General features: G+C 62.7%; 21 protein-coding genes. 11 read left to right on the top strand and 10 right to left on the bottom strand.

Going from position 1 to position 22,559, the window contains the following annotated elements:
- Nucleotides 1–27: 27 nt before the first annotated feature.
- The 3 genes from H145_RS0105925 to H145_RS0105915 form a co-directional block, all read right to left on the bottom strand.
- A complete protein-coding gene (locus H145_RS0105925) occupies nucleotides 28–780 on the bottom strand; it encodes a zinc ribbon domain-containing protein (protein WP_019947221.1) in 753 nt (250 codons plus the stop codon).
- Nucleotides 770–1,870 carry a Nif3-like dinuclear metal center hexameric protein gene (locus H145_RS0105920; RefSeq protein ID WP_026351292.1) on the bottom strand — a complete coding sequence of 367 codons (1,101 nt, stop codon included), beginning with the start codon at nucleotides 1,868–1,870 and terminating at the stop codon, nucleotides 770–772. Before H145_RS0105920 ends, H145_RS0105925 begins: the two co-directional genes overlap by 11 nt.
- A gap of 154 nt (nucleotides 1,871–2,024) precedes the next feature.
- Entirely contained in the window at nucleotides 2,025–2,702 is a 678-nt protein-coding gene (locus tag H145_RS0105915; RefSeq protein ID WP_019947219.1) for a uracil-DNA glycosylase family protein, read from the bottom strand.
- A 273-nt stretch (nucleotides 2,703–2,975) separates the two neighbouring features.
- On the opposite strand from H145_RS0105915, the gene lpxK reads away from it, so the two are divergent.
- The 5 genes from lpxK to H145_RS20150 all read left to right on the top strand — a co-directional run bounded on the left by lpxK (nucleotide 2,976) and on the right by H145_RS20150 (nucleotide 8,244).
- Nucleotides 2,976–4,052, top strand: coding sequence for a tetraacyldisaccharide 4'-kinase (gene lpxK, locus H145_RS20155; RefSeq protein ID WP_019947218.1), 1,077 nt, complete (start codon nucleotides 2,976–2,978; stop codon nucleotides 4,050–4,052).
- On the top strand, nucleotides 4,045–6,033 hold the full coding sequence (locus H145_RS0105905) for a putative porin (protein WP_019947217.1): 1,989 nt from the start codon (nucleotides 4,045–4,047) through the stop codon (nucleotides 6,031–6,033). The genes lpxK and H145_RS0105905 overlap by 8 nt, the downstream gene beginning before the upstream one ends.
- A gap of 195 nt (nucleotides 6,034–6,228) precedes the next feature.
- On the top strand, nucleotides 6,229–6,819 hold the full coding sequence (miaE, locus tag H145_RS0105900; protein WP_019947216.1) for a tRNA-(ms[2]io[6]A)-hydroxylase: 591 nt from the start codon (nucleotides 6,229–6,231) through the stop codon (nucleotides 6,817–6,819).
- Nucleotides 6,820–6,924: 105 nt separating this feature from the next.
- A complete protein-coding gene (locus H145_RS0105895) occupies nucleotides 6,925–7,392 on the top strand; it encodes a hypothetical protein (RefSeq protein WP_019947215.1) in 468 nt (155 codons plus the stop codon).
- A gap of 66 nt (nucleotides 7,393–7,458) precedes the next feature.
- Nucleotides 7,459–8,244 (top strand): DUF4261 domain-containing protein, encoded by a 786-nt coding sequence (locus H145_RS20150; protein WP_019947214.1) that lies wholly within the window; start codon nucleotides 7,459–7,461, stop codon nucleotides 8,242–8,244.
- Between the two features lie 68 nt (nucleotides 8,245–8,312).
- On the opposite strand, the gene H145_RS0105885 is transcribed toward H145_RS20150, so the two are convergent.
- Nucleotides 8,313–9,590, bottom strand: coding sequence for a hypothetical protein (locus H145_RS0105885; protein ID WP_019947213.1), 1,278 nt, complete (start codon nucleotides 9,588–9,590; stop codon nucleotides 8,313–8,315).
- Nucleotides 9,591–9,842: 252 nt separating this feature from the next.
- On the opposite strand from H145_RS0105885, the gene H145_RS0105880 reads away from it, so the two are divergent.
- The 4 genes from H145_RS0105880 (at nucleotide 9,843) to H145_RS0105865 (ending at nucleotide 13,005) form a co-directional block, all read left to right on the top strand.
- The gene (locus tag H145_RS0105880; RefSeq protein ID WP_019947212.1) at nucleotides 9,843–11,078 is read left to right on the top strand and encodes an ABC transporter permease; all 1,236 of its coding nucleotides are present in this window, start codon (nucleotides 9,843–9,845) and stop codon (nucleotides 11,076–11,078) included.
- Nucleotides 11,079–11,266: 188 nt separating this feature from the next.
- Nucleotides 11,267–11,794 carry a hypothetical protein gene (locus H145_RS0105875; protein WP_026351290.1) on the top strand — a complete coding sequence of 176 codons (528 nt, stop codon included), beginning with the start codon at nucleotides 11,267–11,269 and terminating at the stop codon, nucleotides 11,792–11,794.
- Nucleotides 11,795–12,159: 365 nt separating this feature from the next.
- Nucleotides 12,160–12,513: an ArsR/SmtB family transcription factor gene (locus H145_RS20145; RefSeq protein ID WP_019947211.1), complete on the top strand. Its 354-nt coding sequence runs from the start codon at nucleotides 12,160–12,162 to the stop codon at nucleotides 12,511–12,513.
- Between the two features lie 33 nt (nucleotides 12,514–12,546).
- Nucleotides 12,547–13,005 (top strand): DUF6428 family protein, encoded by a 459-nt coding sequence (locus tag H145_RS0105865; RefSeq protein WP_019947210.1) that lies wholly within the window; start codon nucleotides 12,547–12,549, stop codon nucleotides 13,003–13,005.
- A gap of 93 nt (nucleotides 13,006–13,098) precedes the next feature.
- On the opposite strand, the gene mtaB is transcribed toward H145_RS0105865, so the two are convergent.
- The 3 genes from mtaB to H145_RS0105855 form a co-directional block, all read right to left on the bottom strand.
- Nucleotides 13,099–14,445 carry a tRNA (N(6)-L-threonylcarbamoyladenosine(37)-C(2))-methylthiotransferase MtaB gene (gene mtaB / locus H145_RS0105860; protein ID WP_019947209.1) on the bottom strand — a complete coding sequence of 449 codons (1,347 nt, stop codon included), beginning with the start codon at nucleotides 14,443–14,445 and terminating at the stop codon, nucleotides 13,099–13,101.
- Nucleotides 14,446–14,580: 135 nt separating this feature from the next.
- Nucleotides 14,581–15,051 (bottom strand): hypothetical protein, encoded by a 471-nt coding sequence (locus H145_RS23985; RefSeq protein WP_157541250.1) that lies wholly within the window; start codon nucleotides 15,049–15,051, stop codon nucleotides 14,581–14,583.
- 133 nt (nucleotides 15,052–15,184) lie between these two features.
- Nucleotides 15,185–17,059 (bottom strand): LTA synthase family protein, encoded by a 1,875-nt coding sequence (locus H145_RS0105855; protein WP_019947208.1) that lies wholly within the window; start codon nucleotides 17,057–17,059, stop codon nucleotides 15,185–15,187.
- 295 nt (nucleotides 17,060–17,354) lie between these two features.
- On the opposite strand from H145_RS0105855, the gene H145_RS0105850 reads away from it, so the two are divergent.
- A complete protein-coding gene (locus H145_RS0105850) occupies nucleotides 17,355–19,544 on the top strand; it encodes a glutamine synthetase III family protein (protein WP_019947207.1) in 2,190 nt (729 codons plus the stop codon).
- 159 nt (nucleotides 19,545–19,703) lie between these two features.
- Here the strand turns inward: H145_RS0105850 and H145_RS0105845 are convergent, their stop codons facing one another.
- From H145_RS0105845 to H145_RS0105835, 3 genes are all read right to left on the bottom strand, one after another.
- Nucleotides 19,704–20,126, bottom strand: coding sequence for a hypothetical protein (locus H145_RS0105845; RefSeq protein WP_019947206.1), 423 nt, complete (start codon nucleotides 20,124–20,126; stop codon nucleotides 19,704–19,706).
- Nucleotides 20,127–20,277: 151 nt separating this feature from the next.
- Entirely contained in the window at nucleotides 20,278–20,640 is a 363-nt protein-coding gene (locus H145_RS0105840) for a hypothetical protein (protein ID WP_157541248.1), read from the bottom strand.
- A 143-nt stretch (nucleotides 20,641–20,783) separates the two neighbouring features.
- The gene (locus tag H145_RS0105835) at nucleotides 20,784–21,284 is read right to left on the bottom strand and encodes a hypothetical protein (RefSeq protein WP_019947204.1); all 501 of its coding nucleotides are present in this window, start codon (nucleotides 21,282–21,284) and stop codon (nucleotides 20,784–20,786) included.
- Between the two features lie 197 nt (nucleotides 21,285–21,481).
- Here H145_RS0105835 and H145_RS0105830 point away from each other — a divergent pair, with 197 nt between their 5' ends.
- Nucleotides 21,482–22,459: an NAD(P)H-quinone oxidoreductase gene (locus H145_RS0105830; protein ID WP_019947203.1), complete on the top strand. Its 978-nt coding sequence runs from the start codon at nucleotides 21,482–21,484 to the stop codon at nucleotides 22,457–22,459.
- The last annotated feature ends 100 nt before the right edge of the window (nucleotides 22,460–22,559 follow it).

Genomic DNA, 22,559 nt, shown 5'->3' with positions numbered 1-22,559 from the left:
GTTCTTCGAAGCTAAAACATAAGCTGCTTACTCGCCGCGGGCCTCCACGTCGGCGAAAATGCGGCCGCAGTGCTCACAAACGATGATTTTCTTGTGCGAGATGATATCCGCCTGGCGCTGGGGGGGCACCGTGTTGAAGCAGCCGCCGCAGGCGTCGCGCTTCACCTCTACCACGGCCAGGCCGTTGCGCACGTTGCCGCGGATGCGGGTGTAGGCCGTCAGCAGGCGGTCTTCGATGGGCTTCACGGCCTTGTTGCGCTGGTCCATGAGCTTCTTCTCGTCGGCCTCACTCTCGCCGATGATGGTTTCCAGCTCGCCCTTCTTGTTGTCGAGGTCTTTCTTCCGCTCAATCAGGCGCTGCTTGGTGCCGCTGATGTCGTTGTTTTTCTGCTCAATCTGGTACTGAGCCTCCTTCATTTTCTTCTCGGCAATCTGGATTTCCAGCTTCTGCAGCTCGATTTCCTTGGCCACCGCCTCGTACTCGCGGTTGTTGCGCACGTTCTGCTGCTGCTCCTCGTAGCGCTTGATCAGGCCGTCGGCATCCTTGATGGCCTGCTTGCGCTGCTTGATCTGGTCGTTGAGGCCGGCAATTTCCTCGTCGAACTTGCTGACGCGCACCTCGTAGCCGGCAATTTCGTCCTCCAGGTCCTGCACTTCCTCGGGCAAATCGCCGCGTACGCGCCGAATTTCGTCCAGTTGCGAGTCAATTTGCTGCAGGTGTAGCAGGTTCTCCAGTTTGCTGGCAACGGTAACTTCCGCGGCGGCTGGGTTAGAAATCATATCGGACGGGGTTGGTGAGGGTCTGTGCGATTAAGACCGCAAAAGTACTTCCAAAGTTCGCGGCAAGCAAATCCCGGAATATTTCGCCGGTGAATTGCTCGCTCTCAAAATGGCCGACGTCGCAAAGCATCAGCCGGCCTTCGGCGCCGAAATATTCGTGGTATTTCAGGTCGCCGGTCACGTAGGCGTCGGCTCCGGCGGCGCGGGCTTTGCCAATCAGAAACGCGCCTGCCCCGCCGCACAGCGCCACTTTTTTAATGGGCCGCTCGAAGTCGGTGTACTTCACCACCGGCACGCCCAGCGCCTGCCGCAGCCGCTGCCGGAACTCGGCCGGGCTCAGCGCCTCGGGCAGCTCACCCACAAAGCCCGAGCCCACATCCTGGTGGCTGTTTTCGAGCTTCACGATTTCGTAGGCCACTTCTTCATACGGATGCGCGGCGCGCAACGCGGCCAGCGCCGACCGTTGCAGGTGCAGCGGCAGCAGCACTTCCACGCGTTGCTCGGAGCCGGTGTGGGGCTGGCCGGGCTGGCCCACAAACGGGTTGGTGCCCGCACCGGGCGTAAACGTGAACGTGCCCTCCGTGCGGAAGCTGCACTCGGAGTACTGCCCCACCTGCCCCGCTCCGGCCGCGTAAAGCGCCGCCAGCACGGCCGCGGTCTGCGGGGCCGGCACGTAGGTAATGAGCTTGGCCAGCAAACCCGGTTTGGGGTCGAGGATGCGGCCGTTTTCCAGCCCCAGCTTATTGGCCAGCTGGCGGTTGACGCCGTGGGCCACGTTGTCGAGGTTGGTGTGGGCGGCATACAGGGCCACGTCGTGCCGGATAGCCTTCAGCAGCGTCTGCTCCACCTCGTTGGCCCCCGTCAGGCGCTTGAGGGGCTTGAAGATGAGCGGATGGTGGGCTACCACCACGTTGCAACCGCGCCGGATGGCCTCGTCGACCACAGCCGGGGTGCAGTCGAGGCTGATGAGCACGCCCGTTATGTCCATCTGCGGGTCGCCGCACTGCAGGCCGGCGTTGTCGTAGCTTTCCTGGTAAGCCAGCGGGGCGGCGGCTTCCAGCACGCGCATCAGGTCGAGTAGTTGGGGCATATCAAGTGGGAGTTAAAAGGCAAAAATAGCTGGCCCAGGCCGCCTGAATGTAGCGCGAAGCTTCCACTTCGCGTGTCGTTGCTGACTTTTACACGACATCGTTCAACGATACGCGAAGCGGAAGCTTCGCGCTACGGCTGTTCTGCGAATCGCGCTACAACCCGGCGGCCTGGGCCAATACTTCCACGTAACGGGCCACGTTTTCGGTTAGGCAGCGGCGCTGGTACTGCATGAGGTAGCGCGGGTGGTCGAGCACGTACAGCTGCTCGAAAAGGCCCAGCTCATCGTTGAGGCGCTGAAAGAACTTGGCGTTGCGCCGGCCCAGGCACACGGCCGCCGGCCGGGCCACGCCCACATCTGTTACCAGCTGCCGCAGGTTGGTTTGGATGTCGGGCCAAAGGGCTTCGGTGAGGGCCGGCGCGTCGTAGAAGTTGTAGTTGCGGCCATCCTTGAGCAGCACCAGCGGGTAGAGCGAGCCGACGTAGAACTGCCGGTAGAACGGCTCCGGGCCGCCCCAGCCCTCCACCACGGCCTGCATAAACTCGCTCGACGGCTCGCGGCGCATCGGCAGCGCGTGCTCGATTCCCCAGGCCGTGAGGGCCGGCCCGTCGGTGAAGGCCACGCCGCTGCGGCCGTTGCCCAGCCGGCCGGGGTTGATGCCCAGCACCGCCACCCGGGGTTGGTCGCCAGTATAGTAGCGGCGGGCAAACTCGGTGAACAGCGCCCGTGGCTCCGGCTCCTGGTAGGGGCTGTAGGCCGTCACGCCATCGGGCAGAGGCGGGGGCAGCGGGAAATCGGTGAGGGACTGGAGCAGGCGGTCGGCAAAGGGCATGGGTGGGAAAGATGGGAGCAGGGACGGGGGAAGGGCGCGCAGGAAAGGCCGCATGAGAACTACGAGCTCATGGAAGCAAAGGTGGCTTTCTGGTCTGAAACTGCCCGCCAACCCAGCCCAACCCGCTACTTTTGCGGCGGCCGCAACGGTGTAGAGACGCATATTTGCGTCTCGTTGTTGAACGGTCAGATACCGAACGGTCAACGTCAGCAACGAGGAGACGCGATGGGTCGCGTCTCTACAAACCGTTTCAGCGGCCCAGAAAATAGCCTTTTGAATTCTCTCCTGACCATTTTACTGCTGCCTTTCAGCTGGCTCTACGCGGCCGTGCTGGCGGGGCGTAACTGGCTCTACGACCGGGGCTGGAAGCGTAGCGTGGCCTTCGCGGAGGTGCCCGTTGTCAGCGTGGGCAACCTGCGGGTGGGCGGCACCGGCAAAACGCCCCATGTGGCCTGGCTGGTGGCCTGGCTGCAGGCCCGCGGGCAGCACCCGGCCCTGCTGAGCCGGGGCTACGGCCGCCGCACCCGGGGCTACCGCCTCGCCACGGCCCTCGATTCGGCCGCTACGGTGGGCGACGAGCCCTGGCAGCAGTTCGGGCAGTTTGGCGGCACCGTGCCAGTGGCCGTGAGCGAAGACCGGGCGGCCGGCATCCGGCAGCTGCTGGCTGACGCACCGTATAGTACGGCCGTAGTGCTCGACGATGCCTACCAGCACCGCCGCGTGCGGCCGACCATCAATATTCTGCTTAGCGAGCAGCAGCGGCCTTTTTACGCCGACCACGTGCTGCCCGCCGGCCGCCTGCGCGAAAGCCGCGCCGGGGCCGCCCGCGCCGACGCCGTCATCATCACCAAATGCGCGCCCGACCTGAGCGCGGCGGCCCGGGCGGCTATTACGGCGCAGGTGCACCGCTACGCCCGGCCCGCAGTACCGGTACTGTTTTCCGGCTACGACTACGGCCCGCCGGTGCCCGTGCCCGGCACGGCGGCCGGCCTGGTAGCGGCACCAGCGGGTGGGAGCGAAGTGCTGCTGCTGACCGGCATTGCCCAGCCCGGCCCGCTGCTGGCGCACCTGGCGGCGGCCGGCTACCGCGTCGCCCACCACGCCCGCTTCGCCGACCACCATGCCTTCACATCCGCCGAACTGGCGGCCCTGGCGGCACAATGCCAGCCCGGCCAGTGCGTTCTGACCACCCAGAAGGACGCGGCCCGGCTGCAGGAGCCCGCGCTGGCGGCAAGTGTGGCCGATTTGCCCGTATTTTACATCCCGATTACCGTCCGGTTCCTCGCCGACGGGGAGGCCCGGCTGGCTTCCCTGCTCGCCCCGACCTTTCCGCTTCCCGCCGTTGGCTGATTTTCCGTTGTTATTCTTCTATAAAACGCCGCTGCGCTGGCTGCTGCTGGCCGGCCTGCTGGCCCTGGCCCTGCTGAACCCGAGGGCCGGCCGCGCCCAGATTCTCGACGACTCGACCCGCAACACCTACGGGGCGCACACCACTTTCGTGCTCAAGGAACGCGACCTGCTGCGCGGCGACACCGTGGGCCGGGTGGTGGACTCGACCCTGACGCGCCTGCCCCAGAACCGCTACTGGACCCACGACACCGCGTTTCAGCAGACGCTGGGCTACTTCGGCTCGGCTTCGCGGCCGCTGCTGTGGCAGGCCAACCGCCAGCTGGGCGCCCGTCTGGGCCGCAATGTGTTCGACCAGTACGCCCGCCAGCCCGACGACGTGAATTACTACGACACGAAGTCGCCGTACACGTTTTTTCGGTTTTTTCAGGGTAACCCCTACGAGCAGGTGTTCGAGCTGGGCTACGCCCGCAGCCTCAAAAAGCGCTTCAACGTGGGCTTCAACTACGAGCGGCTCGGGAGCAACAAGATTCTGGCCGTCAGCAACACCAAAACGGGCCAGACTGAGCACAACAACTTTACGTTTTTCGCCCGTTACCAGTCGCCCAACAACCGCTACCGGGCCATGGGCCACTTTGCCACGGCCCGCCACACGGTGGCCGAGCAGGGCGGCATCCGGCCCCTGGCTTCCGATACTATTGACGACGGCCTGCCGGGTACAAAACTCGACCTGAGCGAGCTGTTTGATTACCAACGCGAGCAGGTGAACCTGACCCAGGCCAAAAACCGCGACTCGCGCGACCGGGCCCGGCTGCTGCACCGCTACGATTTGCTGGGCCGGGGGCTGACGGCGTACCAGCTCATCGACTGGAGCCGGCAGCTTAACCGCTACGAAGACAAGCAGCCGGTGCCGGCCAGCGCCGGCCTCTACCCGTTTTACCCCGGCGCGCCGCTGCTCAGCACGGCCCTCACCGACGACCGGGCTGAGTTCCGGCAGCTCGAAAACACCGTGGGCGTACTGGGGCAGAGCCAGCTGGTGAGCTACCGGCTGTATACCCGCCAGCGCTTTTTTTCGCTTAAAACGCGCTCGGCCTACGGCTCGCCGGCGGTGGCGCGCGATACGCTGCGCCCGCAAGGGGGCACCCAGCTGTTTGCGGGTGGCACGGCGGCGTTTCAGTACCGGCAGTTCGCCATCGAAACGGCCGGCGAAATCAAGCCCGATCTGAAGGACCCGGCGCAGACCGAATACTGGCTCAGCGGCCGGGCCCGGCTGGGCTTTCTGAGCGGCGAGCTGCTGCTGACCAGCGTGGCGCCCACGCTCACCGAGCAGCAGCTATGGGGCAACCACTTCCGCTGGGATAATAACTTTGATAACGTGCAGGTACAGCAGCTGCGGGTGCGGGCCGCCCGGCAGCTGGGCGTGCATTTCGTGGAGGTGGTGGGCACGGCCGCGTACCTGAACAACTACATCTACTACGCCACCGGCGCCGATAAGCGCCACCTGCTGGGCCCCCGGCAGGCCAAAGAGGAGTTTCTGATCAGCAGCCTGATGGGCCACTACCGCGGCAGCGTGGGCAAGCTGTTCTTCGAAACCCAGGCCACCTTCACGGCCGGCGCCGGCTCCGACAACCCGGCCCTGCACATTCCGGCCGTGGTGGGCGAGGCGCGGCTGTATTATCAGGGCTACTTGTTCAAGAAGGCGCTGTTCGGGCAGGTGGGCGTGCAGGGCTACTACCAGTCGCGCTGGCAGGCCTACGACTACAGCCCCAGCACCCAGCAGTTCTTCGTGCAGGACCACTTCACCATCCGCAGCGTACCGGTGGCCGACGTGTTCGTGAATGCCGACATCAAAACGGTGGGCGTGTTTCTGAAAGTGGCCTACGTCAACCAGTTCAAGGCCCAGTCGGGCTACTTCGCCACGCCCTATTACACCGCCCTGCCCCGCCGCCTCGAATTCGGCCTGCGCTGGCAGTTCTTTAACTAGGGCTTAGGTATTAGGGGCTTAGGACTTAGTGACGTTCAGACGGACTAACGCCAACCGAATATTGTCTTACCCCCGTGTATCTTAAATCTAACCCAAGTTGCAGGCTGTTAAATCAAGGCTAGCGCTGGTTCTAGTCTAGTAGTCCGCAACTTGAGTTGAATCTAACACCTAAGTCCCTAAGTCCTAATACCTATAATGAAAACCATCCTCAAGCTCAAGCTCAATACCGACCCGCGCTGGGTGGATATTGCCAGCAAAAACCTCGAAGATATTCTGGTTGACCACGCCTACTGCGAGCAGAAAGCGGCCAGCACCGGCATTTCGCTCATCCTCAAATACCCCGAAAAAACCCGGCTGGTGGAGGAGCTGACGGCGCTGGTGGCCGAGGAGTGGGAGCATTTTGCCCGCGTGCTGCAGGAGCTGCGCCAGCGCGGCTTCGCCCTGGGCCGCCCGCGCCGCGACGAGTACGTGGTGCAGCTGCTAACCCACGTGCGCAAGGGCGGTCCGCGCGAGCGGCAGCTCATGGATCAGCTGCTGGTGAGCGCGCTCATTGAGGCCCGCAGCTGCGAGCGGTTCAAGCTGCTCTGGAAGCACATCCCCGACCCCGGCCTGAGCCAGTTCTACTACGAGCTGATGGCCTCCGAAGCCGGCCACTTCGTGAGCTACGTGGAGCTGGCCAAGGAATACGCCGACCCGCGCGAGGTAGACGTGCGCTTTCAGGAGCTGCTGCGCATCGAGGGCGACATCATCACGCGCCTGCCCGTGCGCGACGACCGGATGCATTAGCCGGGCAAAAACGTAGGTTGAGCGAATAAAGTTGGCCGCTTACCGGGTAATTTGTAGTTTAGTCGCCAGTCATATTGCCTGTTTTGCCCGCCTGAGCACTTACCCATGAAGCATTTGTTTTTATTTGCGCTGCTGCTGGCGCTGCCCTTTACTGGCCGGGCGCAGGCGCCGGCCGGCCCGCAACTCAACTTCTGCGGCCTCGATCTGCCCCTGGAAAACGGTTACACCGCCGTTTCGAGCAGCGAGGTAACCGGCCCGGCCTACCAGCTGGCCTGGGTGTACCTCGATTACAACGTGATGCGCACCTTCCCGCCCGAATACCTGCGGATGGCGAAAAAGAAGCGCAAAAACGTCGAAATCAGCCCCTTCACCTGCACGCTGCTCGACGGCCCGCCCGCCCAGGGCTCGCGCCTGACCTACCCAACCGAGGCGGGCGGCATGGCCTACCAGTACATCGTGTTCGGCGTGGCCAAAGGCCAGCCCGTGCTCATCGACCTGACCCTGCCCATCGACCCCGAAAAAACCGCCGACCTGCCCGACCTCGTGCAACAGTTTATGCGGCTGGAAAAGTAGCCGCTACCCAATTGCCGCAAATCGGCAGTAGGTCTGACTGACTGATACTCGCATAACTTCGGCCGTATGATGCTGGAAAACGAACCCGAATTGTTATCGGCCCGGCTGTTTTTTGCCTCCCCGCCTACGCTCAGTCCGGGGGGGCTGGCGGCGGCGTTGCGCCAGCAGCTTGGGCAGGTTGATAACCCGGATAGCGGGCTGGTTTTCTTCTTTCCTGGTTATCTGGCCGAATTTGCGGATGCCAAACAGGTGCCGGCTTCTGTTCTGCTGACAGAGCCCGCGCCTTTAAAAAACCGCGAAGGGTTGGCGCCAGCGTTGCAGCAAAGCTGGCACTGGCCCGAGGCTGAAACCACGCTGGCCACCTGCCAGTACGAACTCATCGTGACTGATTTTATGACCCGCACCCTATCGGAGGCGCAGCGGGTAGAACTATTTAATAAGGTGCTGGACGCGCTGGTGCCGGTGTTGCAGCCGCAGGCGCTGTATTTCCAAAGCAGCCAGAAGCTGATGGCGCCACAGGATTTTCTGGCGCGGGGCGCGGAGGCGCTAAGCGGGCTGCTGAATGTGCGTTTCTACAACATCGCCGACAGCGACGCGCAGCAGATGCTGATGGACACGCTCGGGCTGCACGCGCTGGGCCTGCCGGATTTCCAGCTCCGCTTCGCCGACCTCGACCCCGGTCAGGTGGCCGCCCGGCTGACAGGCTACGCCTACTACATCTTCGAAAACGGCCCCGTCATCGAAGATGGCCACACCATTCAGGGCCTTACGCCGGATGCGCAGTGGCACTGCTACTACGAAGATTCCGCCGTTGCGCCCGAGCGGACCGTTATTCAGCTGGAGACCGAGTAGCTAGCCGTTGCCCACCGGCACCGCGTATCCTTTCTCACTTCTCACTTCTCACTTCTCACTTCTCACACTCAGGTTTTCTGCTTCTTCTTTTTGGCGGCCGGGAACAGGATGTTATTGAGGATGAGACGGTAGCCGGGGGAGTTGGGGTGCAGGCTCAGGTCGGTGGGCTCTTCTTCCACCATGTGCTGGTAGTCTTCGGGGTCGTGGCCGCCATAGAAGGTCCAGGTGCCTTTGCCCAGCGTGCCGTGCATGTAGCGCACTTCGCCCGAGGCCTTGTTGTCGCCCATTACCACCACGTCGGGCTTCACCAAGCCCTGGCGGAAGGCCGTGGTCTGGCCCATAAAGCCCTTGATGGTGCGCTCGTGGTTTTGGGTGAGCATGGTGGGCACCGGGTCGTACTTGGCCGAGAAGTTGAACAGGGCGAAGTAGTCGTTGTCTTCGTACACGCCCCGCTCGCGCGGGTCCATGTCGATGTTGGAGTACTCGTACTCGTAGGGGTTCAGGCGCAGCTGGAAGTTCTGGAAGGCCAGCGTGCGGTTGAAGTTGAGCTTTTGCTGGGCCTGCGGGTCGGCCGGGTCGCCGTCGTACATGCTCTCCACCATATCTATGCCCAGGCCGGCCAGGGCAATATCGTACGAGTCGGTGGCCGAGCACATGGCGAACAGAAAGCCGCCGCCGGCAATAAATTCCTGCATTTTCACGGTTACTGCGCCCTTCATCTGGCTGACTTTGGCAAAGCCGTTGCGCTTGGCCGCGGCTTCGGCGTCGCGCTGCTGCTGCTGGTACCAGGGGCGCGCGCGGTAGGTGGCGTAGAACTTGCCGTACTGGCCCGTAAAGTCCTCGTGGTGCAGGTGCAGCCAGTCGTACTTGGGCAGGTCGCCGCGTAGCACTTCGTCGTCGTAGATGGGAGTGAAGGGGATTTCGGCGTACGTGAGCACCAGCGTCACGGCGTCGTCCCAGGGCATTTTGCCCTTGGGCGTGTACACCGCAATTTTGGGCACCTTCTCCAGCTTCATCACGTCCATGTTGGCGTTGGGGTCGGCTATTTCCGAGAGGATGCTGGTGTACTGGGCCTCCGAAATCACCTGGTAGCTCACGCCGCGCACGGCCAGCTCGTTTTCGGCGCCCGGCACCACGTCGCAGGCGAAGGCCCCGCCGCGGTAGTTGAGCAGCCAGTCCACCTCCACCTGCCGGCCCAGCAGCCAATAGGCGGCGCCGTAGGCCTTCAGGTGCTCCTTCTGGGTTTTGTCCATCGGGATGAGGATATGGTTGGCCCAAGCCACCGGACCAGCGCCCAGAAGGGCGGCCAGCACCAGCAGCAAACTCAGCAGACGAAGATTTTTCATGGCAAACAATTGTGAACGGGCCCGCGGCGGCGGCCCACCGAAAGGTAACGAATCGGGGCGGAGTTTCGGGCCAAACGCGCTACCTTGCACGGGCGGCCCGTCGGGCCCGGGTAGCGGCAAGAACGCTGAAAATCAATTCTCAGAAGAGCCGCAACCCGCCCGAAAACTCAATCAATAGTGCGCCGCCGCTTTTCTTCTGAAGCCCAGAACGGAAGCCGACAGCCAACCGCTATACGCTAACAGCCCAACCCAATGCACCTGCTGGAAAACATAAAAGAGGCGTTTCGTTCCATTGGCAGCAACCTGCTGCGCACCATTCTCACGGCCCTGATCGTGAGCATCGGCATTATGTCGCTGGTGGGCATTCTCACGGCCATCGATGCCATCAAGGCCTCGCTCAACTCCACGTTTGCCAGCCTGGGGGCCAACTCCTTCGAAATTACCAAGGGCTACAGCAATGGCGGCCGCCGGGGCGGGGTGCAAGCCAAAACCTACCCGGCCATCACCTATCTGCAGGCCCGCCAGTACAAGCAACAGCTCGGCGACGAGGCTAAAGTGGGCATTTCGGCCTTCGTGGCCGGGGCCACCGAGGTAAAGGCCAACGGCGAAAAAACCAACCCCAACATGCAGGTGGTGGCCGGCGACGAAAACTACCTGCTCATCCAGAGCTACGACCTTAAAAGCGGCCGCGGCTTCTCGCCCACGGAGCTGGAAACCGGGGCCAACGTGGTCATTGTGGGCTCCGAAATCAAGGACAAGCTTTTCCCTAAGCAAAGCCCGGTAAACCAGTACGTGTACATGCTGGGGCGGCGGTTTCAGGTGGTGGGCGAGCTGGCCAAAAGCGGCAGCACCATGGGCGGCGGCGGGGCCGACCGGCTGATGCTCGTGCCACTGGAAACGGGCAACCAGCTGCCCCGGCAGCGGGCCCTCACCTACGACATAAAAACGGCCACCACCGACGCCAGCCAGCTCAACTACCTCACCGGCGAGGCCACCGGCATCATGCGCGCCGTGCGCCAGGATGCGCTGGGCCAGCCCAACAGCTTCGAAATAGAGCGCTCCGACTCGCTGGCCGGCAAGCTCGACGCGCTGTCGGGCAACCTGCGCATCGGCGGCTTTCTGGTGGGCTTCATCACGCTGCTCGGCGCCAGCATCGCCCTCATGAACATCATGATGGTATCGGTAACCGAGCGTACGCGCGAGATTGGGGTGCGCAAGGCCATGGGGGCCACGGCGCTGCTCATCCGCCAGCAGTTCCTCATCGAGGCCATTGTGATTTGCGTGCTGGGCGGCACGCTGGGCATTCTGCTGGGCGTGGGCATCGGCAACGCCGTGTCGTTGCTGGTAGGCAGCGGGGGCTTTATTATTCCCTGGCTCTGGATGAGCGTGGGCCTGATTATCTGCATCACCGTAGGGCTGGCCTCGGGTTACTACCCGGCCAGCAAAGCCGCCGCCCTCGACCCCATCGAAAGCCTGCGTTTCGAGTAGGAGGGAAGGCCCCGCTCAACTGTCAACAAGCCGGCTGCTTTCTTCGGAAAGCAGCCGGCTTTTTCATTTGGTGCTATATTGCCGCCGCATTCAACAGGCACACTTCAGGCATGGCAACGCAAACAACGGTCGGACAACGGTTTACTCAGCTGATAAACCATTTGGGTTTATCTAAAAATGCCTTTGCCATGTCGCTGGACAAGACCGCCACCGTCATTCAGCACCTGGTAGACGAGCGAAATAAGCCCGGTTTCGACCTTCTTTGCAAAGTATTTGAAGTGTATCCAAATGTGTCGAAAGACTGGTTGCTGGAAGGTCGCGAGCCAATGCTGACCGATGCAGCCGAAGATGCCACCGCCGCTCCAGCGGAGGCGCAGGAAGCGGCCCCGACACCCCCGCCGGCCCCAAAGCCAGCCGCCGTAACCCCAACGCCACCCGCTCCGGCTGCAGAGGAGGCGCCCCTCGTAGCCCCGGTTGCCGCGCCGGCCCCCGTTGCACCGGCCCCCGTCGAGGTGCCCGCTGCCCCGGCTCAGCCCGCGCCGGCCCCTGCCGCCGTTGCCGCGCCTGCGACGGCAGATACGAGCTGGCAGACGGCCCTTTACACCCAGCAAATGGCCCACCAGCTGGCCATGGCCGAATTGCGCAACCAGCACCTGCAGGACCAGCAGCGGATGATGCAGCAGATGATGGACCTGATGCAGCGGCAGCTCTCTTAGCCGCCGCCGCTCACCCGAACTGAACGGTCGTACCAAGCTTCAGCAAGCCCTTATTCTCAGAGCAGCCTTTCGGTTGCTGTACAAGTAGCAAGTAGCGCGAACTTTGTAGTTCGCGTTCCTCCGCTGGTAAGCCTGCCAAGTAGCGCGAACTTTGTAGTTCGCGTTCCTGCGCTGAGAAGACTGTCCGAACGGCCCGGGGGCGCGAACTACAAAGTTCGCGCTACTGCCGGCCGGCCACATGCTGCGCACTGGCCTGAAAACCGATTTAATAAAGCCCCCGCGTCCGAGTCGATGCTGGGGCTTTCTGTTTTTTCGCGAGGTTGAGCAAACTATGTCGTATATTTACGTCATGCTTTCCCTGTGCCATGACGTACGCTAAAACCGCCGCCTTTACCCATGAGCAGCAACAGCTGGCCCGCGTAGCCAAGGCGCTGGCTCATCCGGCGCGGGTGGCCATTGTGCAGCTGCTGGCCGCCCGCCAAACCTGCATCTCCGGCGACATTGCCGCCGAGCTACCGCTTTCGCGCACCACCGTGTCGCAGCACCTGCAGGAGCTGAAGGCCGTGGGCCTGATTCGCGGGGAAATTGACGGCCTGACGGTCTGCTACTGCCTCAACACCGAGCTGCTGGCCCGTGTGCAGCAGCAGTTTACGGCCTTCTTCGCCCTGGCTACGGCCGCTGCGCCGGTCTGCGGACCCACCGAAGACTGCGCCTGCTAAGAACATTCTGTCACTCACTTTACCCTTTTGAGCATGACTATTTCCGAAATAAAAGCGATTCTCCCCACGCTTACCGCCATCAACTTTCGCCTGCCCGACGGCGCTCTGCTGCCCGCACACTTCCACGTAACGGAGGTCGGCCTTATCAGCCGGCATTTCATTGATTGCGGCGGCGTTGAGCGCTACGAGCAGGCCGCCAATTTCCAGCTCTGGGAGGCCGGCGACTACGACCACCGGCTGGCCCCGAAGAAGTTTCTGCACATTCTGGAGCTGTCGGCTAAAGTGCTGGGCCGCGACGACCTGAATATCGAGGTCGAATACCAGCAAGCCACCATTAGCCGCTTCGACCTGGCTTTCGACGGCACCGACTTCCGGCTGCTGCCCAAGCAAACGGCCTGCCTGGCCCAGGACGCCTGCGGCATCCCTGCGGCCGACTTCGCGCTGCCGCAGTTGCCAATGGCGGCCTGCACGCCGGGCGGTGGGTGCTGCTAAAACCGGTATCGGCCAGGTTTGCCACTGGCTAAAAAAGCAGGGGCCGCATCACGCTTATTGCTGATGCGGCCCCTGCTTTTTATGGAGTGGCGATTAGTGCTGGAATGCTTCGATGCCCATTTCCTCGGCTTCCATCAGATTCTGCGGGCTCACGGCAGTCAGGCGCAGCGGCTTCAGCTCGCCCACCAGCAGCGGGTCGTAGCGGGCCGTTACACGGATGTAGTTGGGCGTGAAGCCCTCCATCTGGCCGTTGGTCACGTCATCCTCGAACAGCACCTGCGTTTCGAGGCCCGCGTGCTGCTCGTAGAAAAAGCGCTTTTTCTTCTCGGAGAGGACGCGCAGCTGAGTGGTGCGCTCGTGGCGGTGGCGGTCCTGCACGCGGCCGGGCAAGCTGGGCGCCAGCGTATTGGCCCGCTCCGAGTACGGGAATACGTGCAGGTAGCTCACGTCGAGCCCCTGAAGAAACTGGTAGGTTTCCAAGAAATCGGCCTCGGTCTCGCCCGGGAAGCCCACGATAACATCAACGCCGATGCAGGCGTGGGGCATTACCTGCTTGATAAGCGCCACGCGCTCCTGGTACAGCTCGCGGCGGTAGCGGCGGCGCATCTGGCCCAGAATTTTGTTGGAGCCCGACTGCAGCGGAATGTGGAAGTGCGGCATAAACCGCTTCGATTGGGCCACGAAGCGGATAATCTCGTCGGAGAGCAGGTTGGGCTCGCAGGAGCTGATGCGGAAGCGGGCAATGCCTTCCACCTCATCCAGCGCCCGCACGAGGTCGTAGAAATTCTCCCGCCGTTCCCGTTCGGGCCCCTGCAGGCCAAAGTCGCCGAGATTGACGCCGGTGAGTACGATTTCCTTCACGCCGGTTTCGGCCAGCTTCTGCACGCGCGCCACCACGCTCTGCACCGAGCCCGAGCGGCTGGCCCCGCGCGCCAGCGGAATCGTGCAGAACGAGCAGGAGTAGTCGCAGCCGTCCTGCACCTTTAAAAAGGTGCGGGTCCGGTCGCCGTAGGAGTGGGCGGCGTGGAACTCGGTGGCCTCCGAAATGGGCGAGGCGAACACCCGGCCGGGCTGCCCGGCGGCGGGCCGGGTGAAGCCAGCCAGGGTTTCGACGAGCTGGAATTTCTCGGCCGCCCCCAGCACGGCGTGCACGCCGGGAATCTCGGAAATCTCCTGGGGCTTGAGCTGGGCGTAGCAGCCCACGATGGCCACGAAAGCCGCCGGGTTGTGCTTGAGCGCCTGCTGCACCACCTTCCGGCACTTGCGGTCGGCGTGGTCGGTGACGGAGCAGGTGTTGATAACGTAGATGTCGGCCGCGTCCTCGAAGGCGGTTTTCACAAAGCCTGCCTCCTCAAACTGCCGCCCGATGGCGGACGTCTCGGAGAAGTTGAGCTTGCAGCCCAGCGTGTAAAAGGCAACTTTCTTGGTTTCCATATCCATAAGCAAGGCCGCAAAGATACGGCGGAAGCAGCAAGCTTCGGGCAGTGAGGCGGCGGGGTTGGAAGGTGGGTATAGAAGTCTATGTTTTTGATTGGCTTACATTGTAGGGAAACCCACGAAAATACTTTAAATAAGTTAAGATTCTACCTGCTCAGATAATAGTTCTTTTGATAAATCATCGAAAGTAATATCTGTAAGAGCCCAGTAATAAAATTCGAAACTCAACTTTCTGTTTTTAGTCAAACACCTCACTGATACACCTACTGGATCAGTATATTGATCATTTTTATATAGGATTAGTGGTTCGTAGTAAATCTTAGTCCAAGAACGCCTTTTCAATTTCCATTTGAAGTGTTTTTGTTCAATTAAGAACTTAGCTATAGCTAAGCCAAAGCAACTAGAAATTCTGCCTTTTTCCTCTAAGGTCACAGATCTTTTTCTCAGATAAGACCCGGCCTTATCATACCCATGTAGACAATCATGCAACGATTTAAATGGAATCGATATTTTTAATGCATCGCGTAGAGGGGTTGAGTAGAATTCATCCTCCTGAAGAAAATTATGCATTTTATCAGAATGCAACTCAAGCCATGTCAACTGTTCCATGCAAAATATATAGGCAGATTTTTTTTGGCTTAAAAGAAGAATTTCATATTTTCCTTGTAAGCTTTCCCACGATGTAGACCAACCAAAAACAGCGCTTTTGCCATTCCCGCTAAGCTACGCCCCAGCCGCCCTCTCACTTCCCCAGAAAATCCCCGAACGACACCTGCTCATACGCCTGCCCGAAGCGCAACTGCCGCTTCGATACGGCCGAATCCTGCTCGATGACGCGGCGGGCTACGTTGTCGTAGGTTACCGTGCCGGCGGGCGTGGCGACGCCGAAGCCGTCGGTGAAGGAGTAGAAGGCCGCGCCGCCGGGCCAGGTGGGCGGGGCGGGGGCCAGCAGGTCGCGGCTCCAGGGGAAGTTGGTGGCGGGCAGGCGTAGCTGGTGCAGCAGCGTGGCGGCCACGTCGGTTTGCGAGCCGTAGGTGAGCACCTGCCGGCCGTGGGCGGCGGGGGCCAGCGCGCCGCCGGTAAGTAGCAGCGGGATGCGGAATTTGGCCGGGTGGTGCACGGGCGAGTTGCCGGGCTGGGGGTGGCCGTGGTCGGCTACCAGCACCACCAGCGTGTTGGCCCACCAGGGCTGCCGGCGGGCCTGCTGCAGGAACTGGCCCAGCACGTGGTCGGTGTAGTACATGGAGTTGCGGAAGCGGCTGGCCTCGTCGGAACCCGGGAAACGAGCGCGCATGGGTACGTCGAAGGGCTCGTGGGAACTGAGCGTGAAGGCCGTGACGAAGAACGGCTGGGGCTGCCGGGGCAACTCCTGCAGCATCCGGTTCAGCAGCACGTGGTCGTGGGCGCCCCACTTGGCGTTCTGGTCCTGGGTTCGGAAGTCGGCCCGCTCGGTGAAGCGCTGGTAGCCGGCCGTCACGAGGTAGCTTTTCATGTTGGCAAAAGCCAGCTCGCCGCCGTGGTAGTAGGCCGTGCTGTAGCCCTGCTCGCGCAGCACCCGGGCCAGATGGGGCAGCTGCTCGGTTTTGCGCGGGTACTTGATGATGCTGGTGGCCGGCTGGTTGGGGTAGCCCGAGAGCAGCGCCACGAGGCCCTTCTGGCTCCGGTCGCCAGCCGCAAACACGTTGCGGAAGGCCACGCCGGTGCGGCTCAGGCTGTCGAGCGTGGGCGTAACGCCCGGCTCGCCACCCAAATGGCCCACCAGCTTGCCGGTGAAGCTCTCCAGAATGATAAACAACACGTTGGGCTTTGGCAGGCCGGGGCGCAGCAGCCGGACCGTGTCGGGGCCGGCGGCAGTAGTAGCTGGGTAGAGGCTGGCCGTGAGGCGCTTGGCGGTGGTGTCGGGCAGGAATTGGTAGGGGTTGCGGGTGCTGGTTTGCAGCCGCAGCGCGTTGAGCACGTTCCAGGGCACGTTGATGGCCGCGTGGTTGGCGAAGGGCACCGCCGAAAAGTACACGTCGCCCTGGTTGATGGGAATCTGCTGCAGGCCCCCGCGCAGCGGCACTACCAGCAGCACCAGGTACAGCAGCCCCGCCAGCGCCGCCCGGCCCCGGCCGAAGCCCGCCGGCAGTTCGGGCAGGCGGCCCACCACTCCTTTATAAAGGCCCCAGCCCGCGCCCAGCAGCGCCAGCCACAAACCCAGCCCCAGCCCCAGCAAACCCGGCGTGGCCGAAGCCGCCGCTTCGCCCGGCGTGCGCAGGTACTGCAGCGGCGTGGCATCGAGCCGGAAGCCCCAGGGGCCGTACAGCGCCAGGTCGGCCACCGTGAGCAGGGCCACCAGCGCCACCAGCACCATCGTGAGCCCACGTAACCCGCGCCCCAGCCCGAACCGTTTGCCGGCCAGACTGCCCACCACGAACAGCAGAAACGGCAGCAGACACAGGTAGGCCGTTGCCGAGGCATCGAGCCGCAGCGCGTGGCCGAAGATGCGCGGCACCGTGCCGGCCGGCAGCGCCCCGGTGCGCGGCAGGTAGTAGACCAGAAACAGGGCCCGGACCAACCCGAAATACAGCAGCCAGAATATAAAGTAGCGCGGCTGAAACGCGAAGCGGCTTTTCACGCCCGTAAAGGTAGAGCCCCGGCTTCTATACCCCGTGCCAACTGCCATACGGCCCTAAACCGGGCTAACGTATATAATCCTTGGTATTTTACCCCGCTTTAGCTGGATAGTGAGGTATTATGCCAAAATAGGGTAAAATAAAAGGGGGTATTCGGCTAGAAATAGATGATTACTCCGGAATGGGGTGAAAAATTAAGGGCAGCATAGTATTTTTTTATCGTCGGCTCGTACATTTGACCCGTTGGTAAACGTCACACCGTTAGCCGCTTCTTCCATCTAACACTTACTGCCTTTTATGGCTATTCTTCGCTTCAAAGCGCTTGAGCAGGTTTCTCAGCGCCAGCCGCTGGCCGTCGTCAATACCGGTGAACGGCGCTCCGACAGCTTCGGCCGCAACGTCTTCAACCTGGAGGCCATGCGGGCCAACATGCCCGGCGAATACTTCAAAAAGCTGCAGGGCGCCATCAAGCACGGCACGCCCGTGGAGCGCAATGTGGCCGACGCGGTGGCTTCGGCCATGAAAACCTGGGCCATGGCCAAGGGCGCCACCCACTACACCCACTGGTTTCAGCCCCTGACGGGGGCCACGGCTGAAAAGCACGACTCGTTCTTCGACCTCAACTCCGACGGCCGGCCCATCGAAAACTTCAAGGGCTCGGCCCTGGTGCAGCAGGAGCCCGACGCCTCCAGCTTCCCCAACGGCGGCATCCGCAATACCTTCGAGGCCCGCGGCTACACGGCCTGGGACCCCACGTCGCCCGCCTTCATCATTGAAACCGGCGGGGCCAAAACGCTGTGCATTCCCACCATTTTCGTGGCTTACACCGGCGAGGCGCTCGACTATAAGGCCCCGCTGCTCAAGTCGCTGGAGGTGCTCGAAAAGGCCGCCCTCGACGTGTGCCACTACTTCGACAAGGAAGTAACCCGCGTAACGACCACGCTGGGCATCGAGCAGGAGTATTTCCTGGTCGATAAGGCCCTGTATACGGCCCGGCCCGATTTGATGATGACCGGCCGCACCCTGTTCGGCCACTCGCCGGCCAAGGGTCAGCAGCTCGACGACCACTATTTCGGCTCGATTCCGGCCCGGGTGCACGCCTACATGCTCGAGTACGAGGAGGAGGCCAACAAGCTCGGCATTCCGCTGCGCACCCGCCACAACGAGGTGGCGCCCCACCAGTTCGAGTGCGCCCCCACCTTCGAGGAGGCCAACCTCGCCGTCGACCACAACCAGCTGCTGATGGACGTGATGGCCCGCGTGGCCGACAAGCACGACTTTAAGGTGCTGCTGCACGAGAAGCCCTTTGCCGGCGTCAATGGCTCGGGCAAGCACAACAACTGGGCCCTGAGCACCGATACCGGCGTAAACCTGCTCGCGCCCGGCCGCCGGCCCAAGGAGAACCTGCAGTTTCTGGTGTTCTTCATCACCACCATCAAGGCCGTGCACCGCCACGCCGATTTGCTGCGCGCCAGCATCGCCTCAGCCAGCAACGACCACCGCCTGGGCGCCAACGAGGCCCCACCGGCCATCATGTCGGTGTTTGTGGGTTCGATGCTCGACTCGGTGATGAACGAGCTGGAGCGCACGGCCAAAGTGCCGCTCGACAAGGGCGACAACATCTACCTCAAGCTCGGCATCGATAAGATTCCGGCCATTCTGCTCGACAACACCGACCGCAACCGCACCTCGCCCTTCGCCTTCACCGGCAACAAGTTCGAGTTCCGGGCCGTGGGCTCGTCGGCCAACAGCTCGTCGGCCGTTACCACGCTCAACACCATCGTGGCCGACCAGCTCATTGAGTTCAAGCAGGCAGTGGATAAGCTCATCGCCGACGGCCGCAAGAAGGAGGTGGCCATCGTGGAAGTGCTGCGCGAGTACGTCATCAGCTCCAAGGCCATCCGCTTCGAGGGCAACGGCTACTCCGACGAGTGGAAGGAGGAGGCGCTGGGCCGCGGCCTGAGCAACCTGCCCACCACGCCCCAGGCCCTCGACGCCATCGTCACGCCCGAGTCGGCGGCGCTGTTTGCGCGCCATCACATATATTCGCCCGTCGAGCTACACGCCCGCCACGAAATTGTGCTCGAAGATTACGTCAAGAAAATCCAGATTGAGGGCCGGGTGATGGGCGATTTGGCTATCAACCATATCGTGCCCACGGCCCTGGCCTACCAGACCAAGCTCGTCAACAACGTGCGCGGCCTGCGCGAACTGGGCCTCGACGACGAGTATACCAACGGCACGCTCGACACCATTAAATCCATTTCCCGCCATGTGTCTATCATCAAAACGCAGGTGGTGGAAATGATAAAGGCCCGCAAAGTAGCCAACAAAATAACCGACACCCGCGAGCAGGCCCTGGCCTACTGCGACACGGTAAAAGTACATTTCGACACCATCCGCCGCTCGGTTGATAAGCTGGAGCTGATGGTGGACGATGAGGACTGGCCCCTGGTAAAGTATCGCGAACTGTTGTTCCTGCACTAAGCCAGGGCCGGAGTCGGGCCGGAGTTGGGTGGGAATTTTTCTCCGCGCCCCGATATTGGAAAGGCCGCATCCCCGGGAGGATGCGGCTTTTTTTGTGGGCCTGCTGAATAAGGGGTAGCGGCTGGAGTAAGACTAATGGAGTAAGACTAATTTCGCGAACTACCTTGCTACGGCCCGCTGCGCCTGCCGCAGCCAGGCTTTGGCCGCCTCCACATCCCCGAACATCTTCATTTCGAGCTGCCCGCTGATGCCGATGTGCATGGCCTCGGCCGACACGGCCGCCAGCGCCTCGGGGCTGACCACGTGGGCGAAGTGCGTGAGACCCTGGGCAATGGCGCGCGGGGCCCAGTCGGTTACAATCCACTCCACGGCGTGGTCCCAGGGCCCTATCACCTGGCGGTTGTCGTTGAGCAGATAGGGGCAGGCGTGCTTGCGCAGGGGCACCAGGCAGGCGTCGGCTCCGGCCACGATGCCGGCGTAGGTCTGGTAGCCGATCCAATCGTTGTGTACCCACCGGTTGGCCGGGTCGTAGGCAATGGTCAGGTACACTTTGCCGAAGCCGTTGGTGAGTTCTTGCATCATGAAGCGGGGAGCAGGGCCGGAGGGAGGAGCCAAATTCCTCAAAAATGGAGAAATAGTGCCAGCCTACCAAATGCCCGCTGCGGGGCGGGCCGCTTAACGGCTGAGGCTTAGCCGAAAGAAATCGGCCCGAAAAACGGCGGTGGCCGGCGCCTCAGGCAAACGGGACCAGCGCGGCCAGCAGCGTGGTGCTGATGCGGTGCCACTGCGGGTAGGTCCAGTTGCTGCCGGGCGCCGTGCCGGCATGGCCGATGTCGCGGCGGGCGGTGGCTACCCAGCCCAGCAGCACGGCGCGGGGCGGCAGCTGCTGGCCCGCGTGCAGCGCCGCGGGCCACTGCCCGGCGGGCCACGCTTCTAGCAGGTATTCGGCCTGATCGGCAATGCGGGCCAGGCGGGCGGGGGCGTAGGGGTCGGAAGAAGGCAGGTGGCGCAGGCTGCGGTACAGGTCGCGCAGGGCAGTTCGAACGGGCGGAAACCGCAGGGATTCGCCCGCTGCCGGTGCAGCAGTATCTTTCATGTGGGCCGACGTACGGCCCGAATCAACGGGTTGGATTTGCTTCAAATGCCGAATATTCAGATATAAAAAATAAAGTTTGGAATGGGAATTATTCGTGAAAAAGCGCGGTTTTTGACCCCCTCAAGCCGAAATCCAGGCCGAGCCTAGGCGGAAAGCCGGGCGGGCGGCTCGTGGTCGTCGGGCAGCCATTCGGCCCCGCTGCCGTGGTCGGGAGCGAGGCGCTTCCAGGTGGCGGCCCGCAGCTCGTCGAGGCGCCGGAGCGTGTCCTGCACCGTGGCATGCTGGCCCACTTTCTCAAACAAACCCGAGTTGCGGCCGGCTTTCAGCAGCTGCTCGATGACCAGCGGCAGCACCCAGCCCACCACATTGGAGGCCAGGGCCCCGCGCAGGCCTATCTTCAGCAGCAACCGGGCGGCCATGCGTTCGAGCAGCAGCGTGCGGGCCACGGGCAGGGCCTTGCCCACCAGAAAGTCGCGCACCAGCTCGCCGTTGCCCTGCACTACTTCGGCCCGCAGCACATCCTGCACCGCATCGAGGGCCGAGCGGGCGGCTTTGCGGAACAGCCGCCCGGTTTGCCAGGCGGCCAGCCGGCCCGTTTGCCCGGCAGCACGCAGAAACCGGGGAACCTGAAGCGGGTTTTTCATGGAGAGAATAACGAAGCCTGCGGAAGAGAGGCGGAAAGTAGCCAAACAGTTGCGTTGATGAGTCGGCCGCTAAAACGCGGCTGGCCCGCCGGCAAAAGCCGGCCCGAAGCCCAACCATACCCCCGCGGGGCGTTTAGCCGTAAAGTTCAGCTTACGTTCACCGGGGCGGCCGGTTGCCGGCCCTTGTTACCTATCCTATGAAAGCCATTACGATCCGCGAAGCCGGCGGCCCCGCCGTGCTCGAACTCCAGACTTCCTGCCCCCGCCCCGAGCCCGGCCCCGGCCAGGTGCTGCTGCGCGTGGCCGCCGCCGGCGTAAACCGGCCCGATGTGCTGATGCGCCAGGGCAAGTACGCCGGCGCCGCTGATGTGGCCGGCCTCGTGCCGGGCCTCGAAGTAGCGGGCCATATCGAAGCCTGCGGCCCTGGCGTAAGCCGCTGGCAGCCCGGCGACGCCGTGTGTGCGCTGCTCAGCCACGGTGGCTACGCCGAATACGCGGTGGCCGAGGCCGGCAGCTGCCTGCCCGTGCCGGCCGGCCTGAGTTTGCCGGAGGCCGCCAGCCTGCCCGAAACAGCCTTCACCGTGTGGCACAACGTGTTTCAGCGCGGCGGCCTGCTGCCCGGCGAAACCCTGCTGGTGCACGGCGGCAGCAGCGGCATTGGCGTAATGGCCGTGCAGCTGGCCCACGCCCTGGGCAGCCGGGTGGCCACCACGGCCGGCTCGGCCGAAAAGTGCGCCGCCGTGGCCCGCCTCGGCGCCGATATCGTTGTCAATTACAAGGAAGAAGACTTTGAAGCCGTGGTGGCCGCCGCCGGCGGGGCCGATGTGGTGCTGGACATGATTGGCGGCGACTACACGCCCAAAAACCTGCGTCTGCTGCGCGACGACGGCCGGCTGGTTTTCATCAACGCCATGCACGGCGCCCAGGCCGAATTCAACGCCCTCGACGTGATGCGCCGGCGCCTTACCATCACGGGTAGTACCTTGCGGCCCCGTTCGGTCGGGTTTAAGGCGGCCCTGGCCCGGGAGGTGGAGCGCCACGTCTGGCCCGTAGTGGCGGCCGGCCGGTTGAAGCCCGTTATCGAGCGCACCTTCCCGCTGGCTGAGGCCGCGGCGGCTCACCGGCTGATGGAAAGCAGCAGCCACATCGGTAAAATCGTGCTGCTGCTGTCCTGACGCGGGTTCTTCAAATATTCATTCAACAAAATACTTGCGCTGGCGTTAGGCCTTGTACAAGCTACGGTTGAGCTTGGGCATTTTCGCTTGTTTACGTACC

This window comes from Hymenobacter aerophilus DSM 13606 (assembly GCF_000382225.1).
Lineage (GTDB): Bacteria > Bacteroidota > Bacteroidia > Cytophagales > Hymenobacteraceae > Hymenobacter > Hymenobacter aerophilus.
Note: the sequence above shows the minus strand (reverse complement) of the source record. Positions and strands in the feature narration are given on the sequence as shown.

Excerpts from the sequence above, each read along its gene's own strand:
- H145_RS0105925 (WP_019947221.1), bottom strand. The coding sequence starts at position 780 with ATGATTTCTAACCCAGCCGCCGCGGAAGTTACCGTTGCCAGCAAACTG.
- H145_RS0105865 (WP_019947210.1), top strand. The coding sequence starts at position 12,547 with ATGACTATTTCCGAAATAAAAGCGATTCTCCCCACGCTTACCGCCATC.
- H145_RS20150 (WP_019947214.1), top strand. The coding sequence starts at position 7,459 with ATGATGCTGGAAAACGAACCCGAATTGTTATCGGCCCGGCTGTTTTTT.
- H145_RS0105845 (WP_019947206.1), bottom strand. The coding sequence starts at position 20,126 with ATGATGCAAGAACTCACCAACGGCTTCGGCAAAGTGTACCTGACCATT.
- H145_RS0105880 (WP_019947212.1), top strand. The coding sequence starts at position 9,843 with ATGCACCTGCTGGAAAACATAAAAGAGGCGTTTCGTTCCATTGGCAGC.
- H145_RS0105835 (WP_019947204.1), bottom strand. The coding sequence starts at position 21,284 with ATGAAAAACCCGCTTCAGGTTCCCCGGTTTCTGCGTGCTGCCGGGCAA.
- H145_RS0105840 (WP_157541248.1), bottom strand. The coding sequence starts at position 20,640 with ATGAAAGATACTGCTGCACCGGCAGCGGGCGAATCCCTGCGGTTTCCG.
- H145_RS0105850 (WP_019947207.1), top strand. The coding sequence starts at position 17,355 with ATGGCTATTCTTCGCTTCAAAGCGCTTGAGCAGGTTTCTCAGCGCCAG.
- H145_RS0105885 (WP_019947213.1), bottom strand. The coding sequence starts at position 9,590 with ATGAAAAATCTTCGTCTGCTGAGTTTGCTGCTGGTGCTGGCCGCCCTT.
- H145_RS0105920 (WP_026351292.1), bottom strand. The coding sequence starts at position 1,870 with ATGCCCCAACTACTCGACCTGATGCGCGTGCTGGAAGCCGCCGCCCCG.
- miaE (WP_019947216.1), top strand. The coding sequence starts at position 6,229 with ATGAAAACCATCCTCAAGCTCAAGCTCAATACCGACCCGCGCTGGGTG.
- H145_RS0105875 (WP_026351290.1), top strand. The coding sequence starts at position 11,267 with ATGTCGCTGGACAAGACCGCCACCGTCATTCAGCACCTGGTAGACGAG.
- H145_RS23985 (WP_157541250.1), bottom strand. The coding sequence starts at position 15,051 with ATGGAACAGTTGACATGGCTTGAGTTGCATTCTGATAAAATGCATAAT.
- H145_RS20145 (WP_019947211.1), top strand. The coding sequence starts at position 12,160 with ATGACGTACGCTAAAACCGCCGCCTTTACCCATGAGCAGCAACAGCTG.
- mtaB (WP_019947209.1), bottom strand. The coding sequence starts at position 14,445 with ATGGATATGGAAACCAAGAAAGTTGCCTTTTACACGCTGGGCTGCAAG.
- H145_RS0105830 (WP_019947203.1), top strand. The coding sequence starts at position 21,482 with ATGAAAGCCATTACGATCCGCGAAGCCGGCGGCCCCGCCGTGCTCGAA.
- H145_RS0105895 (WP_019947215.1), top strand. The coding sequence starts at position 6,925 with ATGAAGCATTTGTTTTTATTTGCGCTGCTGCTGGCGCTGCCCTTTACT.
- H145_RS0105915 (WP_019947219.1), bottom strand. The coding sequence starts at position 2,702 with ATGCCCTTTGCCGACCGCCTGCTCCAGTCCCTCACCGATTTCCCGCTG.